Source organism: Solibacillus sp. CAU 1738, from assembly GCF_039888725.1.
GTDB lineage: Bacteria > Bacillota > Bacilli > Bacillales_A > Planococcaceae > Metasolibacillus.
On the sequence record NZ_JBDQQN010000001.1, the window covers coordinates 706,331 to 722,595 of the forward strand.

18 protein-coding genes are annotated in these 16,265 nt (G+C 34.3%); 12 read left to right on the top strand and 6 right to left on the bottom strand.

The window, feature by feature from the left end; genetic code table 11:
* Positions 1-5: 5 nt before the first annotated feature.
* A complete protein-coding gene (locus tag AAFN87_RS03585) occupies positions 6-635 on the bottom strand; it encodes a TetR/AcrR family transcriptional regulator (RefSeq protein ID WP_347789657.1) in 630 nt (209 codons plus the stop codon).
* 128 nt (positions 636-763) lie between these two features.
* Between AAFN87_RS03585 and AAFN87_RS03590 the strand changes: the two genes are divergently transcribed.
* A complete protein-coding gene (locus AAFN87_RS03590; RefSeq protein ID WP_347789658.1) occupies positions 764-1,513 on the top strand; it encodes an SDR family NAD(P)-dependent oxidoreductase in 750 nt (249 codons plus the stop codon).
* Positions 1,514-1,828: 315 nt separating this feature from the next.
* Positions 1,829-2,128, top strand: a complete 300-nt coding sequence (locus tag AAFN87_RS03595) for a hypothetical protein (RefSeq protein WP_347789659.1) — start codon at positions 1,829-1,831, stop codon at positions 2,126-2,128.
* A gap of 234 nt (positions 2,129-2,362) precedes the next feature.
* On the opposite strand, the gene AAFN87_RS03600 is transcribed toward AAFN87_RS03595, so the two are convergent.
* Entirely contained in the window at positions 2,363-3,010 is a 648-nt protein-coding gene (locus AAFN87_RS03600) for a VTT domain-containing protein (protein WP_347789660.1), read from the bottom strand.
* 151 nt (positions 3,011-3,161) lie between these two features.
* Between AAFN87_RS03600 and AAFN87_RS03605 the strand changes: the two genes are divergently transcribed.
* From AAFN87_RS03605 to AAFN87_RS03625, 5 genes are all read left to right on the top strand, one after another.
* Positions 3,162-3,668 carry a DUF1648 domain-containing protein gene (locus AAFN87_RS03605; protein ID WP_347789661.1) on the top strand — a complete coding sequence of 169 codons (507 nt, stop codon included), beginning with the start codon at positions 3,162-3,164 and terminating at the stop codon, positions 3,666-3,668.
* A 255-nt stretch (positions 3,669-3,923) separates the two neighbouring features.
* Entirely contained in the window at positions 3,924-4,487 is a 564-nt protein-coding gene (locus tag AAFN87_RS03610; protein ID WP_347789662.1) for a DUF6609 family protein, read from the top strand.
* 666 nt (positions 4,488-5,153) lie between these two features.
* Positions 5,154-6,008: a hypothetical protein gene (locus tag AAFN87_RS03615; RefSeq protein ID WP_347789663.1), complete on the top strand. Its 855-nt coding sequence runs from the start codon at positions 5,154-5,156 to the stop codon at positions 6,006-6,008.
* Positions 6,009-6,055: 47 nt separating this feature from the next.
* The gene (locus AAFN87_RS03620) at positions 6,056-6,379 is read left to right on the top strand and encodes a pyrophosphohydrolase domain-containing protein (protein WP_347789664.1); all 324 of its coding nucleotides are present in this window, start codon (positions 6,056-6,058) and stop codon (positions 6,377-6,379) included.
* 2 nt (positions 6,380-6,381) lie between these two features.
* Positions 6,382-7,377: an HNH endonuclease gene (locus AAFN87_RS03625; RefSeq protein ID WP_347789665.1), complete on the top strand. Its 996-nt coding sequence runs from the start codon at positions 6,382-6,384 to the stop codon at positions 7,375-7,377.
* 228 nt (positions 7,378-7,605) lie between these two features.
* Here the strand turns inward: AAFN87_RS03625 and AAFN87_RS03630 are convergent, their stop codons facing one another.
* Positions 7,606-8,676, bottom strand: coding sequence for an NERD domain-containing protein (locus AAFN87_RS03630; RefSeq protein ID WP_347789666.1), 1,071 nt, complete (start codon positions 8,674-8,676; stop codon positions 7,606-7,608).
* Positions 8,677-9,081: 405 nt separating this feature from the next.
* Here AAFN87_RS03630 and AAFN87_RS03635 point away from each other — a divergent pair, with 405 nt between their 5' ends.
* The 5 genes from AAFN87_RS03635 to AAFN87_RS03655 all read left to right on the top strand — a co-directional run bounded on the left by AAFN87_RS03635 (position 9,082) and on the right by AAFN87_RS03655 (position 13,046).
* Entirely contained in the window at positions 9,082-9,759 is a 678-nt protein-coding gene (locus AAFN87_RS03635) for a response regulator transcription factor (protein WP_347789667.1), read from the top strand.
* 81 nt (positions 9,760-9,840) lie between these two features.
* Positions 9,841-10,764 carry an ABC transporter ATP-binding protein gene (locus AAFN87_RS03640; protein ID WP_347789668.1) on the top strand — a complete coding sequence of 308 codons (924 nt, stop codon included), beginning with the start codon at positions 9,841-9,843 and terminating at the stop codon, positions 10,762-10,764.
* Positions 10,757-11,539: a hypothetical protein gene (locus AAFN87_RS03645; RefSeq protein WP_347789669.1), complete on the top strand. Its 783-nt coding sequence runs from the start codon at positions 10,757-10,759 to the stop codon at positions 11,537-11,539. Before AAFN87_RS03640 ends, AAFN87_RS03645 begins: the two co-directional genes overlap by 8 nt.
* A 13-nt stretch (positions 11,540-11,552) precedes the next feature.
* Entirely contained in the window at positions 11,553-12,431 is an 879-nt protein-coding gene (locus tag AAFN87_RS03650; RefSeq protein WP_347789670.1) for a sensor histidine kinase, read from the top strand.
* A gap of 138 nt (positions 12,432-12,569) precedes the next feature.
* Positions 12,570-13,046 (top strand): nucleoside 2-deoxyribosyltransferase, encoded by a 477-nt coding sequence (locus AAFN87_RS03655; protein ID WP_347789671.1) that lies wholly within the window; start codon positions 12,570-12,572, stop codon positions 13,044-13,046.
* Positions 13,047-13,279: 233 nt separating this feature from the next.
* On the opposite strand, the gene AAFN87_RS03660 is transcribed toward AAFN87_RS03655, so the two are convergent.
* The 3 genes from AAFN87_RS03660 to AAFN87_RS03670 all read right to left on the bottom strand — a co-directional run bounded on the left by AAFN87_RS03660 (position 13,280) and on the right by AAFN87_RS03670 (position 16,222).
* Positions 13,280-14,608: an MATE family efflux transporter gene (locus AAFN87_RS03660; RefSeq protein ID WP_347789672.1), complete on the bottom strand. Its 1,329-nt coding sequence runs from the start codon at positions 14,606-14,608 to the stop codon at positions 13,280-13,282.
* A gap of 356 nt (positions 14,609-14,964) precedes the next feature.
* Positions 14,965-15,777: a PP2C family serine/threonine-protein phosphatase gene (locus tag AAFN87_RS03665; RefSeq protein WP_347789673.1), complete on the bottom strand. Its 813-nt coding sequence runs from the start codon at positions 15,775-15,777 to the stop codon at positions 14,965-14,967.
* The gene (locus tag AAFN87_RS03670; RefSeq protein WP_347789674.1) at positions 15,770-16,222 is read right to left on the bottom strand and encodes an HIT family protein; all 453 of its coding nucleotides are present in this window, start codon (positions 16,220-16,222) and stop codon (positions 15,770-15,772) included. The genes AAFN87_RS03665 and AAFN87_RS03670 overlap by 8 nt, the downstream gene beginning before the upstream one ends.
* Positions 16,223-16,265: the final 43 nt, after the last annotated feature.

A 16,265-nucleotide genomic window follows, 5' to 3' on the forward strand; every position in this document is an offset into this window, starting at 1 on the left:
CGGTTTTACGGCTTTATCGATTTTAAAAATAATTCCATCATTATTTGTTGCTGCATTTTGTTTGTCATATCATCTGGTAATTCCGCAAGACTTTCGTGCAGTGAGAGCTTAGCTGTAAATTTACCGAAGCAATTAATAATAGTAAATAACGTAGATTTAATATCGAGCGCAGCATTGATCGATCCATCATGCTGTCCTTGTTCGATAATAAACATTAATTGTGCAATCATTGAACGTTGTACTTGTTGGTAATGTTCAATATTTTCTAATGGCTCTGCTCGAAACGATGCATAGCTTTCAAAACACTCTCTGAAGCGAATCAATTGTTTACTATCTTCATTAGTAAAAGTTAAAAAATAATGTAGTAGCTCTTCAATTTTTTCGTAGGCAGTTATTGGCTTTTTAGCAATGTTCGCGAAAGCTTCTTCAAATTGTGACATTACCCCACAAGCTACTGCAACAATGATTAATTCTTTTTTCGGAAAGTAACGAAATAGTGTTGCAATACCTATACCCGCAGCATCAGCAATATCTTGCATTTGAACATCATATAGTCCTTTTTCTGTAAATATTGTCGCGGCAGAGTTAATAATGTGTAATCTCTTTTTTTCCTTATTTTGTATTCTTGTATTCATTTATTGTTCACGTCCTCAAGTACATTATAAGCCTAGTCTTTATTGTTGCAAATTTATTAAAGTTGGTATAATATGAACTTGTGAAAATGATAGTTAGACTATCAAAATATTCGAATGAGGTGTTCATAATGGCTCGATTACAAAACAAAGTAGCAATTATTACAGGTGCAGGTAGTGGCATGGGAGAAGCGACAGCTTTAACATTTGCACAACAAGGCGCAAAAGTAGTAGCAACAGATATTAATACAGCAGCAGTAGAAGCAGTTGTAGCACGTATTAAAGAAGCAGGCGGAGAGGCAATCGCGGTTTCACATAACGTAGCTGCTCGTGCGGATTGGGAAAATGTTTATGCTCAAGCAATTGAAGCTTTCGGTGCTGTAAATATTTTAGTAAACAATGCAGGTATTTCATTACCTACACCATTTGAAGAACAAACTGAAGCAATGTGGGACAAAGTATACAATATTAACATTGATAGCGTAATGTTAGGTATGCAATTAGCAGTGAAACACATGGAAGAAAACGGTGGTTCAATCGTTAATATCTCATCAACTGCAGCGTTAACAGGTATGGCAGGATCTGGTGCATATACGGCTTCTAAAGGTGCTGTATCAGCAATTACACGTGCAGCAGCAGTAGAATTCGGTAAGAAAAATATCCGTGTGAATGCAATTAACCCAGGTTATATCATCACACCAATGAGTGCACCTCAAATGGAAAATCCAGAATACAAAGCGCATTTCTTAAACGGTATTGCACTTGCTCAATTAGGAACTGCTCAAAATATTGCAGATTCTGTAGTATTCTTAGCTTCAGACGAAGCAGGTCATATTTCAGGTGTTAACTTAGCTGTTGATGGCGGTATGACAATTAAATAATTAGCGAAAAATATGAGCTGCACCCCTATTGGTAGATACATCTATCAGTGGAGGTGCAGTTTTTTTGTCGAAGCGCCCGTTACAATACTGAATTCATATCTTTAAAGCTGCCTAAAGAAAAGCTGTCTAACTGTGTAGGCATTGGTATGGTGGTGACTTTTTTGGTTTTATGATTATAAAATAGCCCGCCGATTACGACTATAAAAATCCTTTTTGTAAATATTTACAAAAATAATTATTGCGGTAAAATAGAAGGTACATTTTGTTTTAGAGTAATTGCTTGAAAAAGTACAAAGTAAAAGGAGGTTGATGAAAATGTTTAAAGTGAAAAAAGTAAGTAAACCGATTGTTGTTTTATCTACTGCAGTATTATTAGCTTTTGGTGGAATTGGGATTGCAAGCTTTACATTCGTTTATAAAAACCACACACTTGTGTCAGAAGAAAATAAGGTGGCAACGTTAGAACTTGGCGAACTAGCCAAAGAAGATACTAATGGGTCTTACCACTTATATTCTGTCAAATTGTCAGATGAAACCAAGTTTAGAAAAGAAGACTGGGTGAAAATCCTTGAACAAATTGAAAATGGCGAAGTTGTTTTAGAGGAAGAAAACTAAGGAGTTGTAATGCGTCATTAGTAGTTAAAAAGCGGATAGATAGAGCGAATTTTAAGCTCTTCTACCCTTTTAATTTCTATACATATAATGTGTGACATTAAGTAATAATTTACCACCCATAATAGTTTCAGCTTATATTTTGGCCTTCGCCTGCGATTCTTACTGTTAATCATAATGAAAATCTTAATGCTATTTGCATTTCTGTACCTCTAATTCAAACCCCTTAATTAATCGTTAGGCGGTTTTTACTTTTATCATTTGCCTTATATAAGCGAAAATTGTTGGGATTAAAACGACTAATGTAATCAATGATAAAGTTAATAATAGGTTATTAGCAACCCATGGAATATTACCGAGGGCATAGCCACCACCTAGCCATACGCATGTCCAAATAAATGCTCCTAATACATTATAACGCACAAATTTTCGGTATGAATAACCGGAATATCCAGAAATAAAAGGTGTCATTGTACGCATTAGAGGTACAAAACGAGAGAATGTAATTGCTATTTTCCCATATGTTTCTAAAAAACCATATGCTCGGTCAACTGCATTGTTAGGTAAATATTTCATGAAAATGTTCTTTATTTTTGGCTGTTTTTCAAATAACTTTCCAATTAAATAATTTTGACTATCCGCTAATGACGTAGCAACAAAAAATAAAATGAATAAAATCCACACATTTAAATGATTAGTAGCAGCAAGTGTGCCACTCGTAAACAGTGCAGAGTCTCCAGGTAAAAATGTCAAAATAATAAACGCTGTTTTACAATAAACAATGAGAAAAAGTATAACGTAAATAAAGTAACCAAATTGATCTATATAATAGTATAATTCTGTATCGAGATATCGTAAAAAATCAATTAAATCGGTAAAGCCCATAACATAGCTCCAATCTACATATTCGTCTAAAAAAAGTACTGAATTACTTCTGGAAAGAAGAATAGTTTCCTCACATAAGGGCAATTTTGAAACTTTTGATTATTTTACCCGTATTTATAATATGAATACATAGAAGAAAGAAGAGATTTGTATGTTCAAAACACCGTATCGACCGAAATTAGATATACCGAAAACAACTGGTGAAATAATAGCTGACATTATTGGAATAGGGGCACTCCTTTTAGCAATATTGTTTATTGCACTTAATTGGTCTAGCCTGCCAGCTGAAATTCCTGCACATTTTAATGGAGCAGGTGATGTTGATCGTTGGGGCTCTAAATTTGAAATCCTCATTTTACCCGCTATTAGTATCGGTTTATTTGCAATGATGTATGTATTAGAAAAAAAACCGCATGTACATAATTATCCAGACCGTTTAAACGAAACGAATGTCGAGGCATTTTATACAACGAGTCGTAAAATGTTAAATATAATGAAAAACTTGATAAACATTCTTTTTGCATATTGCATATATGAGACAATTCTTGTTGCACAAGAAAAGGCAGACGCTCTTAATATGTTCGGTATGATGGTGTTTTTGGTTCCTATCTTCGCCGTTATTATTATTGGGATGATTAAAATGATGAGAATTAAATAAACGCCCTGTTACCAATACTAGAGTTCAGAACAGATATTAACATTGAATACGTTAATATCTGTTCTAATTTTTTATTAGTGTTCTCTGTAAATAGAGAAATTGATTACAAATGACTTTTTTTCATGTCAATTTTATTACTTTCTCCATAAATCCCCATACTTAATAAGGGGCATTTGAACATATAAATAAAAGGGCTGCATATAACAACCATTAAGGCTATGAAATAAAGACGTACGGTTAAAAGGGGGAAGGGAAATGGACGAGGAAAACAGTCATAGAGAGTATAATACCCAAAGAACAGTAGGAGTATGGCTCGTTTATATTGGTGTTATTATTATTCTTTCAGCTATTACAGGGGGAGATTTATTCATACAGCCTTTTATCATGGGATTTGGTTATTTTATTGGCTATTTCCTGATATTTGGTTTGCCTTATGTAAACAATAAACTTTCATATGGAAAGAATTCCAAGTTTCAAGATAGGATGGATAACTATTCGATCATTTTTACCGTAATTCTATGTACGCTTTGTGGACTGGTTATCGGCTTTGATAATTTAAGATTACTATGGTTATGTATATTTATCGTTATTGGTATTCATTTCTTTGGTTTTTATTTTTCTCAAGGAAAGCTAATGCTCTTGTTAGGCATATTAACAATAGTAAACTCCCTAGTCGGCATACTCTTAATCAGTGTCCCTTTCTTAGTGTTCGCAGTGATTGACGGTATTATAAAAATTATCATTGGGGTCAAAATGTTATTTATGAGACCTCAGTTGAATAATTCACTTAAAGTAAAAACTGAAGTATTTATTTCTTGAGGAATTAGGCACACCTCCCACGGATTGAAGATTCACTTAATAACAAGTTGTACAGATAAGTTCGTTAAATCTTTCAGTTACGCAATAGTAGCTTTTATAAGAATCCTTTCTGTGTTTAGGTTATCGTGTAGTAACCTTTGCAGAATTGGATTCTTTTTTATTTATGTCGTAGCCAGTGATGCGCAAAAAAAGTCGTATTAGTTTTTCACGAGCAAATTCAATACAACAAAAATTTTTTAGAAATATCTTTCAAAAGGTAAAAAGCCAATTTGTCAAAATCGATATACGACTTATTAATAAATAAGTGCCAAACTAGGATTAAAGATCTAAAATGGCGCTTATTAAAAAATAAGTTGTATATCAAAATCGATTATTTGAAAAAAATGATTGTTTAAGTCGTTTTTAAAAATTTCCTCTCGTAACTTTAGAGTGAATGAAAATATTATTAGAGTTCAATTTTTTCTTTCTTGGAATCGGAAGTATATCACTATCAGAAGTTTACACGGGTTTATACATTATTTTATTAATTTAACGGAATATATAGAAAATTCATAGTTCAATATATGTAAACTAATGTATAATACTAATTAATAGATTTGAACTACCGCATACATAACATCAGTCATCTTTTGTATTCCAATACGAATGAGTAAAGGGTGATTTAATATGCTAATTGCTGAAGCAAGGCTTATTAAAAATGCAGAGGAAAAGCTAATCAATATTTGGGAAGTATCCAAGCAGCTATATGTTCATAATTTACGAGGTTTTTTGTATTGTCCAACACCTGGTTGTCCAGCAAAGCTAGTGTATATAAATAGTGAACGGGCGCATTTCCGCACATGGAAATATCATTCACATCATGAAAGGTGCGTGTATCATTTTGAACGAAGATGGGTTGAAAGGAATTATCAATTTGCAGATGTCACGGTTGGATTTGAATTCCAACGTCGTCAAGAGGCATTAAGTAGGGCCTACCGAGCGATGAGATTTCCCGAAGAGTCAACCCCCATAAATGCTGTAAAAAGAACAACAGTACCTGCTCAAAAACCGACACTTTTTAGGCGCAAAAGTAAAACAGGTATACAAACAACTTTGTTTGATGATGAAACATGGCAAAGCTTAATGAGAAAAAGGCCCCCTTTAAGAAGAAAATACGTTTCAAAAATAAATGAGAATGATATAGGTCAACATAAGCTCGTCATGGGTTTTGTTCAAAAGGTAGAGCTTATAGAGGATGCCGCAAAGATCACGTTATTAGAAAGTGACAAAGAAATTGATATTGTATTTGAACTAGCATTTACCGCGGAATCTAAAAATAACAGCTATTTAAATAAATTCGGTGTCATTCAACACTTTGCCGATCAAAACCCAGAACCTACCTTTGCGGGAATCGGGGAAGTAAGATTTAATCACAAAACCAATCGCTTCGAACATCAAATTTTCTTCGGTACTGATTTTAGAATTGAGGACATGGACTTGTTGGCGTTGTCGGCAAAAATGGCATTGAGTGAGCTGGAGTAGGTAGAGACATTGAGTTTAAAGCGATTAAATAAGGAGATACAAACTACATGCCAGTATACAATAAATTAGTACGAGATAAGATACCGCAAATTATTGAAGCAAGCGGAAAAACATGCAATACGCGAATTTTGGCTGCCAGTGAACATTTAGGAGAGATTAAGAACAAGATGCAAGAAGAAGCGCTTGAGTTCCAGCAAGCTGCTAATGAAAAGGATGCAGTAGAGGAACTGGCTGACATTCTAGAACTTGTCTACGCGGCACTTGATGTGTACGGCGTGTCATATGAGGAACTGGAAGCAATACGCATGCATAAAAAGGACAAGCGCGGAGGATTTGCAGAAGGGGTTTATTTAATGGAAGTGGAGGACTGAGCATGTCACATGATTTGAAAATCGGTGAAATACGCGAATTGTATGTGACAGAGGATGTCATTTGGCAGCACTTGAATAATTTTTATTATCGATCAGCAGTCTCTACTTCTTATAAGTACGTTTTTTTCAAGTCGCTGTTAGAGAATTTGTACAATGTGAATGACGAATTATCGCTCAGTTATGACCAAATCTTCTATTCTTTCACGACAATATATTGGAATTTGGTTATCCATCATGACTTAGAACAATCCCATAACAAAAATAAACCAGCTCGCGCACAAACGATTTTGAAGAAATACGCAAAAGAACAAGGTATACCATCAGATTGGCAATTTGATCAACTAGCTGACTCATTGCAGCTTAAAATCGCAAACGAAGTAAAACGTGACTGCAAGCAAAATGTCATAGGTGCATTTTATGGCGACACAGCTGGCGTATTTTATGAATTTGATATTAAAAGAGCACATTTTCGTTTCAACCCAGAAGTCTATCAGTTCATGAAAAAATACCAACGAATTCTTATCAATTTAACGAACTATCATTTAGTGAAGTATCTAGAAAAAGTAAATGAAGTAACTAACACTATAAGTCTACTATCTAAAATTGAGATTATTTCCAAACGCAGTTCGTTGGAGTCATTTTACAAGGTGCTCACGCAATTTGAACAAAATCGTTGCTTCTACTGCAATCACGACTTATCTCAAAGCCGCCGCAAAACCCATGTTGATCACTTCATTCCATGGAGTTTCGTCCAAACCGACAATCTATGGAATTTAGTACTGGCTTGTAACAACTGTAATATGAAGAAAAGTGACAAAATTACAACACGCCCTTTTTTAGAATCCATGCTAGAGCGGAATGAAAGCCTCGTTTCGGTAGTAGGGGAGGCAAGTGATTTCTATACATATGAAGATATGAAGCTAGTGGATTTGTATGACTATTCGATAATGAATGGGTATACGGTGTTGTGGGAGCCAGTTACAGTTTATAAGTATTAATATGAATTTGAATTGATAAGATACTTCTCCTTATTTTTGTTTCGTTATTACTTTACTATGCGACTGCATAACAGCTATTTTTCTAAAGCCAAAACCACCTCCGAATTACAATATTAAATTGGAGGTGGTTTATGTAAATTAAGTAAATCTTTTGACAGCATTGTCTTTTTGGTAAGAAATAAATTTTATAGGAAAACTTAATGAAGTTTGTGAATTGATAGTGAATTATTAGTGATAAAGTTTAATAATCTCTATAAGTTCATCCCCAAATTCTTGGATTTTGACTTTACCAATTCCGTGGATGTTTTTTAATTCTTCTAATGTGACAGGCATTTGTATAATGAGTTCATCTAACGTTTTATTAGAGAAAATATAAAATGCTTTTACATTTTGTCTAGCTGCTTGTTCTTTGCGAAATTGAATTAATTTTTCTTGCAGTTGTTTAGAATTCTTCATTGTTTCCATAGGGGTAGGGAATTCTGACTTTACAATATTATCTTCCTCATTATGCAATAAAATCGTTTCTTCTAGTAGTTTTTCTTCGTTGATATCTAAATCATTTATCGCTTTTGATTGGTGTTGAGAAGATATATAAGTACTCATTTCCTCCATATGTTTATCTAATAAATGAATGGGGGAATTTTTCTTTAATTCGTTAGTTAAATATCGCACTAATTGATCGGCTCTTAAAATTTTTTCGTTTACTTCAATACTTGCATTATTTGCATCAATCAGTGTGCGTTTATTAGAGAAAACAACTACGTATTTAATTGGCATTTTATTGATTACTTCTTTGTCTTTTAGTAACATTTCTAGAACATGAACTTGACGTTGTACTTGTCGAATCGGGCTATAAAAACCTTCTTTAAAAACTATTCTATTCCTTTGGCGTACTTTACGAACAAATTCATCTTTTTCGGTAATTTCAATATCTCCATAGTAATTTTTCACTTCGATAACTAAAATAAATCTCCTTGTGATGACGACAAAGTCAAGCTGTGCGCTTAAATCTTTATGTACAATCCGCAAATCATGGATTATATGTATAGGAAGAAAGGAGTTTTGTAGTTCGAATAGGACGCTTTTTTCACCGTGAATACCAAGCTCTATGATTCTTTTTTGCTTTTCTAACTGTTTAAGAGGCATTAAATTTTCAGTAGTAGTAATTTGTTGTTCAATTTGATTCAACTTTTGTAAATCGTCAAATGCAGCCTTAGCTATAATAGGTGATGTCTGTTTTTCATAATCAGTTAATGCAAAAGCAACACGTTCCATAAAGCTACGTTTTTTATATGTCATTGAATACACCTCACATATTTCTAAATTTATTATATCTCACTTACCATATAAATTAAATATTAGTAAAATATTACAATCCAACTCAAATCTATCCCGTAACTATTCTTTAAAGCATATTTATAAAATCAATTGAAATTACCAGTAGAAAATCCTTTTCATCTTTTTACAAATCCAAAATTATGTGAATTAGGGTATATCAATACTCAACATAATTTTGCTAAGTGAAATTTTGTATAGCCCAAGTATTTTGGCACTTATTTTGGAATAAGTAGTATGTCGATTTAACTAAATAGTCGAAAGCACGATATTAAATATAGATAAAATAATTGCATTATAAAATTATTAGTACGTGGAACTGAAAAGCTAGTTCTTATAAGAAAGTCATTTAATCAAAGGCGTGATTGCATGGTGAATATTTTAATAGTTGAGGATCATGAAGATGTGAATGCAATGTTAACGGAATTATTTGAGCAAGCAGGCTATCAGGTGACCAGTGCTATGAATGGCTTAGAAGGTTATCAACTATTTATGCGTGAAACATTCGATATTGTGCTTCTTGATATAATGTTGCCGTTTAAAAGTGGGGATGAGCTCTTAAAAGATATACGAGTTAATTCCAATGTGCCAGTTGTGATGATTTCAGCAAAAGATTTAGTGTCAACGAAAATTGATTTGCTACGTTTAGGTGCAGATGATTATATTACGAAACCTTTTGACCTTGGGGAAGTGCTAGCGCGGATAGAGTCCATTTTACGCCGGATACATAAACAAGTATGGCCGATCAAGCAACTCCAATATAAAGATGTAATTCTTGATGATGACTCAAAACGTGTCACAGTTAATGGTGGTGAAGTCATTCTTACCGCAAAGGAATATATGCTTCTGAAGCTATTCATGGAAAACCAAGATAAAGTGTTCACGAAAGCCAATTTATATGAATCAATTTGGCATGTAGAATATTTTGGGGATGAACATATTATTAAGACGCATGTAAGTAATCTCCGCCAAAAATTAAAAGCTTTGAATCCTCAGGCTGATTATATTGAAACACTTCGGGGGCTAGGATATCGCCTACGTAAGTAAATCGTTCGTAATCCATACGTCATCTTTACGTTATCTTTACCTTTCCACCGTAATGTAGAGATATGAAAGGATGGTGCCATAATGGGAGAAATCATATTAAAAACAAATGATTTAACAAAAGTATTTAATAAACATAAAGTGCTGCAAAATGTATCGATTGAATTAAGGGAAGGTCGTATTTACGGACTTATCGGAGAAAATGGAGCGGGTAAATCAACTTTAATGAAAATTATTTCAGGGATTAGTTTTCCAACTGAAGGTTCATATGAGCTATTTGGTAAATCGACTGAAAGGGAAATTCAAGCACAACGTAAACGTATTGCCAGTATGATCGAACAACCAGCGATTAGCCCGGATATGACAGCAAAGGGGAATCTAAAATATCATCGTTTAATGCGCGGTATTCCAAATGAGGAGCTTGAAGATGAAATACTGCAGCTAGTTGGTTTAGCACATACAAATAAAAAGAAAGCTAAACATTTCTCACTTGGTATGAAACAGCGGCTAGGGATTGCCATTGCGCTATTAACAAATCCAGAGCTTTTAATTTTAGATGAGCCGGTAAATGGGCTAGATCCAATGGGGGTCGTTGAAATTCGACAGCTTTTACGTCGCCTTTGCGAAGAGCGTCAAATGACGATTTTAATTTCGAGTCATAATTTACCGGAGCTTTATCAAACAACAACGGATTATATCATTATCCATAAAGGGCAAATTATAAAACAACTAACTCAACAGCAGTTAGATGATGCGTGCAGACATTATATTCGCATCGGTTGTACTGCACCAGAACATTGTGCGAGTGTGTTAGAAACCGTACTTGCTACCCAAAATTTCCAAGTAATGCCCGATCAAACGATTAAACTATATGACTATTTAGATAATCTTGGCCTTGTATCGACGACATTATTTAAAAACGGTGTTGTCATTACACAATTTAACCTTCAAGGAGATACGTTAGAGAATTACTTCCTAACATTAATTGGAGGTGAGCGCCATGTTTAATTTAGTACGCTCGGATCTCTACAAAACGACGCATTCTAAAATATTTTGGATTTTACTAACAATTACAATTGCTTGTTCTATCGCCATGTTCAGTATTTCATATGGAATTGGTAATAACTCGCTAAATATGAGCTTAGGTAGTGTTGGTTTTTTAATATCTGATATGAATATGATGACAATCATCGGAGCGGTACTTGCTACATTCCTCATTTGTTCAGATTTTGACACGAAAAATATACATCACCCTATTATAAGTGGTTACTCAAGAATGCAAATTGTTGTGAGTAAGGCAATTGTCTTTTGGATTTTACTTTTCACACTAGCAATTCCATTTATTGTTGTAACTTTCATTGGTTTAACAATGGATACGACGTTTAGTATGGGAGGGGTTGCAGCTGGGTATTTAAGTATTCTAACAACTTCTACAAGCGGCACTTTTGGTCAATCTATAGTTATTTTATTGATAATGACAATGGTGTATTTTGCACAGTTATGTGTCTGTCTTTTGTTAGCATTTACTTTAAGGAAAGCAGTGCTAGTTGTAGCAGGATACTACATGTTATCCATGTTCCTTGGCCAAGTAGCAAGCTTTCCAGAAACATTTGAGTTGCTGCATAATATCATTTCATATACGCCTTTTGCGGGAAAATACATTACAATGCATGTCGGTATGAGCTCGGCAGATTTAACAATTGCATTATTCACTTGTATGATTTTCATGCTAGTCGTAATGTGGCTAACTTACATGTCATTTAGAAAAGCAGAAATTAAGTAAGGAGATGTAGGCGATGTGGATTTTGCTTGTAGCTGTCATTACAGGATTATTATCGTATATATTTTATTTGAAAAGGCAGTTACGCAGTATTAACGAACAATTGATACAACGCCTACATGAACAAAACACTCAGCCGATTACCGTTGAGTTATTAAATAAAGAGTTAAATTCACTCGTGATAAATATTAATCGTGTATTGTTTGATGCTCAACGATCAAAATCGTATATTAAGCGTGAGGAGAAGTACTATAAAGAAATGGTGTCTAATATATCACATGATTTACGAACACCGCTCACTGCAATTAAAGGTTATCAACAGATGTTGTTAAAAGAACAGCTAACAGATGAACAGCTAGCTAAAATAAAAATTGCACATAGCCATGTAAATAGGCTCGAACAATTATTAGAAACATTCTTTGAATTCTCTTATTTACTTAGTAATGAGGATGAACCTAATAGGGAACGAATTAATTTAACAAATATCCTACTTGAAACGGTAGCAGGTGCTTTTGCACAATTTGAACAAAAGGGAATAGAGGTAAACTTGCCTGATTCGGAGCCGTTAATTATTCACTCGGATGAAGAAATGGTTTTACGCATTTTGCAAAACCTAGTTCGAAACAGTATTATGCATGCGGAAGGCAATGTAACAATTCATACTTGGGTAGACAAAGAATTTGCCTACATATCGTTTGGAAATACGATGAAAGATGATTTTAAAATAGATCCTAATCAGCTATTTGAGCGCTTTTATACAACTGATAACTCTCGACGTAAAAGTAGCGGATTAGGGCTGTCTATCGTTAAGTTGCTCGCTGGAAAATTAGGTGGAAGTGCTACTGCAAAAATAGAAGATGGAATGATTGAGTTTTTAGTGATAATAAAGAAATGATTTGGAAAGAAGGTTTGTTGAAGAGGCTGTCCGTCAAACTTTTTTTGTTTTGGCACAATACTACCGCGTTATCACTTATTAAAATGTTCACTTTATGTTATGCTAAAAAAGCAAATTATACATAAAGGACGTGGCAATATGAAAGCATATTTAGCAAATGGATTATTTTCAATAGGGGATCGCTATGTTAATGAAGTTCTAGCAAAAGCGATTAGACAGGCGGTTCCAACGATTGATTTATACGTACCACAGGAAAATGATGCGATTAACGATAAATCGTCATTTGCCGATAGTTTAGCAATAGCAGAGGCAGACCTTACAAGCTTACAGCAAAGTGATGTGCTTATTGCGGTGATTGATGGGGTGGAAATTGATTCGGGCGTTGCTGCGGAAATTGGTGCATTTTCAAGCTATAATCGTCCAATAATTGCGCTGTATTCCGATGTGCGTCAACAAGGGCGCGACAATGTGAAAAAAATTGATGCACTTATTGCAGATGGTACAGAAAATCAATTTATTTACCGCAATCTTTTCGTAGTTGGACTTATTAAACGTAGCGGTGTCATTGTGAGCTCAATTGAAGAAGTTGTTTCAGAAATTGAAAAACTCGCTTAATAATTTTGCATTAAAAGTTAACAATTAATTATTAATCACATAATAATCATTAAAATCGGCAGAACTCATAGTGGTTCTGCCATTTTTAATTGTTAGAATGGTGAGATTGTAATCGGATTATTAGGTTCTCGTAACGTTGAACTAATCAAAATTCAAAATCTGGACGATATTACTCCGAGATAGATGTAATTGATAAATAATGACGAGTAAAGAACTAAAAGTAAATTCGAACATTAGCTATTCCACTTCCGATGATAAAAATAAATCGTCATTAATACGATGAATTCAGATGTAGGGATTGCGAGCCAGATGCCTGTTATTCCAAATAATTGTGGCAAGATCATAAGTAAGATGAGTAAAACGACAATTTCCCTAGCGGCGGTAATCCATGTGGCCATTCGGATTTGACCAATGGATTGATAATATGTCATCATGACAAAGTTAGTACCCGTAAAGAGGTAGGCGATAAAGAATAGTTTTATACCTGAAACTGCCAAAGTCATCACATCTTCAGGGAAATCACCGAACAAGCTGACTATCTGTGTTGCGGCAAATTGACCAATTAACATAAAAAAGATACCGGCACCTAAAGATGTCCCAATCGCTAACCTTACTGTTTGTTTCATCTTTGTTTCATCTTTGGCCCCACTATAATAACTAATTAGTGGTTGGATGGCAGACCCCATACCTAAAAATAATAGCAACATTACACTATGAACATAATTCAAAATTGTAAATGCTGATACACCAACAGTTCCTGCGAAATGTTTAAATGCAAGGTTGTGCGAGATTGTAAACACCGAAATCCCGACTTCTGAAAGAAAACTCGGAAAACCGATGATTAAGATTAGCAAAGCAAGCTTCTTGTCAAATTTAAAGCGTACGAAACGTAAGTTGGATTTTTTTCTGAAAAAATGCGTACTGAGTATAATTAGTCCAGTAAACGCACCAAGGATTGTCGCAATAGCTGCACCTTCAACTCCATAATCAAGAATAAATAAAAATACATAGTTTAAAATGATATTGACTATTGACGTAGCAACTAGGGCAATCATTGCTACATTAGGCCCACCATCATTTCGTACTAAAATACTGAAAGCATTTTCTACAGTGAAGACGAAACCAAATAGTAACATGACGTTTAAATACGCTGATGTGTATTCAAACGTATCGGCATTTGCACCTAGCAAATACGCAAGTTCTGTCCTAAAGTAAAAGGCAGTGAGTCCAATAATTATCGTCAAGATAAAAATAGAGGAAATCGCATGTGAAAAAATGATTCGTGCTTGATCTGGCCGTTTAGCACCCATCATTGCAGAATAACGGGTCGCTGCACCAATCCCAATCCATAATGACATGGCGACAAAAATTGTATAGACTGGCCCTGCAATACCTACACCAGCTAGTGCGACCGGACCTAACTTGTTGCCTACCATAATTCCGTCAACTACAATATTGACAGCCATTAGTAACATCCCAACTAATGAGGGTATTAAATATCTAAGGAAAGATTTTCCGACGGATTCTGTATCTAACGGGTTTACTACTTGTTCTTGTTGCATTACTATTTCAAATCCTTTTCTATGCGTTGTTACGTGGAATTAAAAAACTATTTTGGCTTTTTAGTTTTAAAGTAGAAAAGAAACTAGCATATTACGTGCAAGTATACTCATCATTTTTATTAATCATCAATCCATTTAATACACATCTACAATCATTTAAAACCATTGCATTATTGAGATACTTTGCCCTAAAAAGAATAGTCTATCCATTGATGTCCGTAATGCCACTATGCAGAGTTCTTTAATGGATGCGTGAATGATTCGCGTCTTCAACTCATAAATAAACAATAGAAAAAGAGGTGCGATTCACACCTCTTTTTTGTATTTAGATTCGTAATTAAAATAGAAATACATGATTACTGATTACTTGCTCTAGTGGGTTCCTTGGATATATTTACTTTCCAGGAAACGATAGTAGTGCTATCTCTTACATCATTATCTTGAATATGCGTCAACATTGCCATAATACTTTCATCTTCTTTAGAGTTAAAGACGGTAGTATATATGTTTTTCGGATTTGAATACGGATCATTGGGACATTCAATTAAACCATCCGTAGTTAGAAAAAGACGATTTTCTCCTTTTCTTAATTCCTTTATCCCGCTACTATAACAAGGAACCTCCTGCTCAAAAGTATTAACTTGTCCTATCCATTCGTAAAATTGTCTTTGATTTAATTGATATTGACCTAGTGCGGCTAATTCTGGGTGAAATAAATATAAAACACAATCTCCAACTGAAAACCACCACACATATTTATCTTTTCTTACAACAATTAAGCAAGCAGTTTCTCCAGTCACATTTCGGCATGCAGCTAAGAACTCTTCAGATTGAAACATATTTAAAATCTTTTCTTCTAGCTTTTTAAAAGTTTGTTGAGTTGTCGGCAAAGATAATAAATGTGTAATTGGAGATTTTTCATTATTGAATTGTTCTATAATGATTTCAGCGCTTTCGGCAGTATTATGTGCGTCTAGAATAATGATGAATTCCCAATCCTCTTGTTCATTTAACCAAACTAAACAACCATCTTCATTCTTATATTGCCCTACATTCGAATTACCGCCAAATCTCCCTACAACAATATTATTATGTTGTTGAACACTTGGCTTATCAACAAAATGTTCTTGGCTACCTACCCAGCTGAAACAATCAGTCAGATTACTCATATGAATTATTCTCTAAATATGTTTTTAAACGAGTACAAAGTTTAATAACATCATCGTTATCGCCTTTTGGTGCATCTTCCCAATCGTAAACTGCCATTGGTCCCCAATACTCTTTTGGTGTATTCGGGTAACGAGCAACGATGTGCATATGAAGGTGTGGAACTGAATTTCCAGAAACAAGTGAGTAAATATGTTCAGCTTTTTCAGACTCGATGAGAGCTTTGCTGACTCTCGCCATAATTACCCCAAATGCTTTTGCTTCATCCACTGTCATATCAGCAAGAGTTGGAGCATGTCTTTTTAAGTCAATCATAATATGACCTAGATAATTTGCGTCTTCGTTACTATCAATATGCCCAACGTAAACGTAATCGTCTTCGTAAATCATTGCTCCTGAAGTTTGAATATTTCCAGCATGTTTATTGCAAATAAAACAATCGTTCACAGAAATTCGCCCCTTTTTTTGTATTTCTAGAATTATAATACAA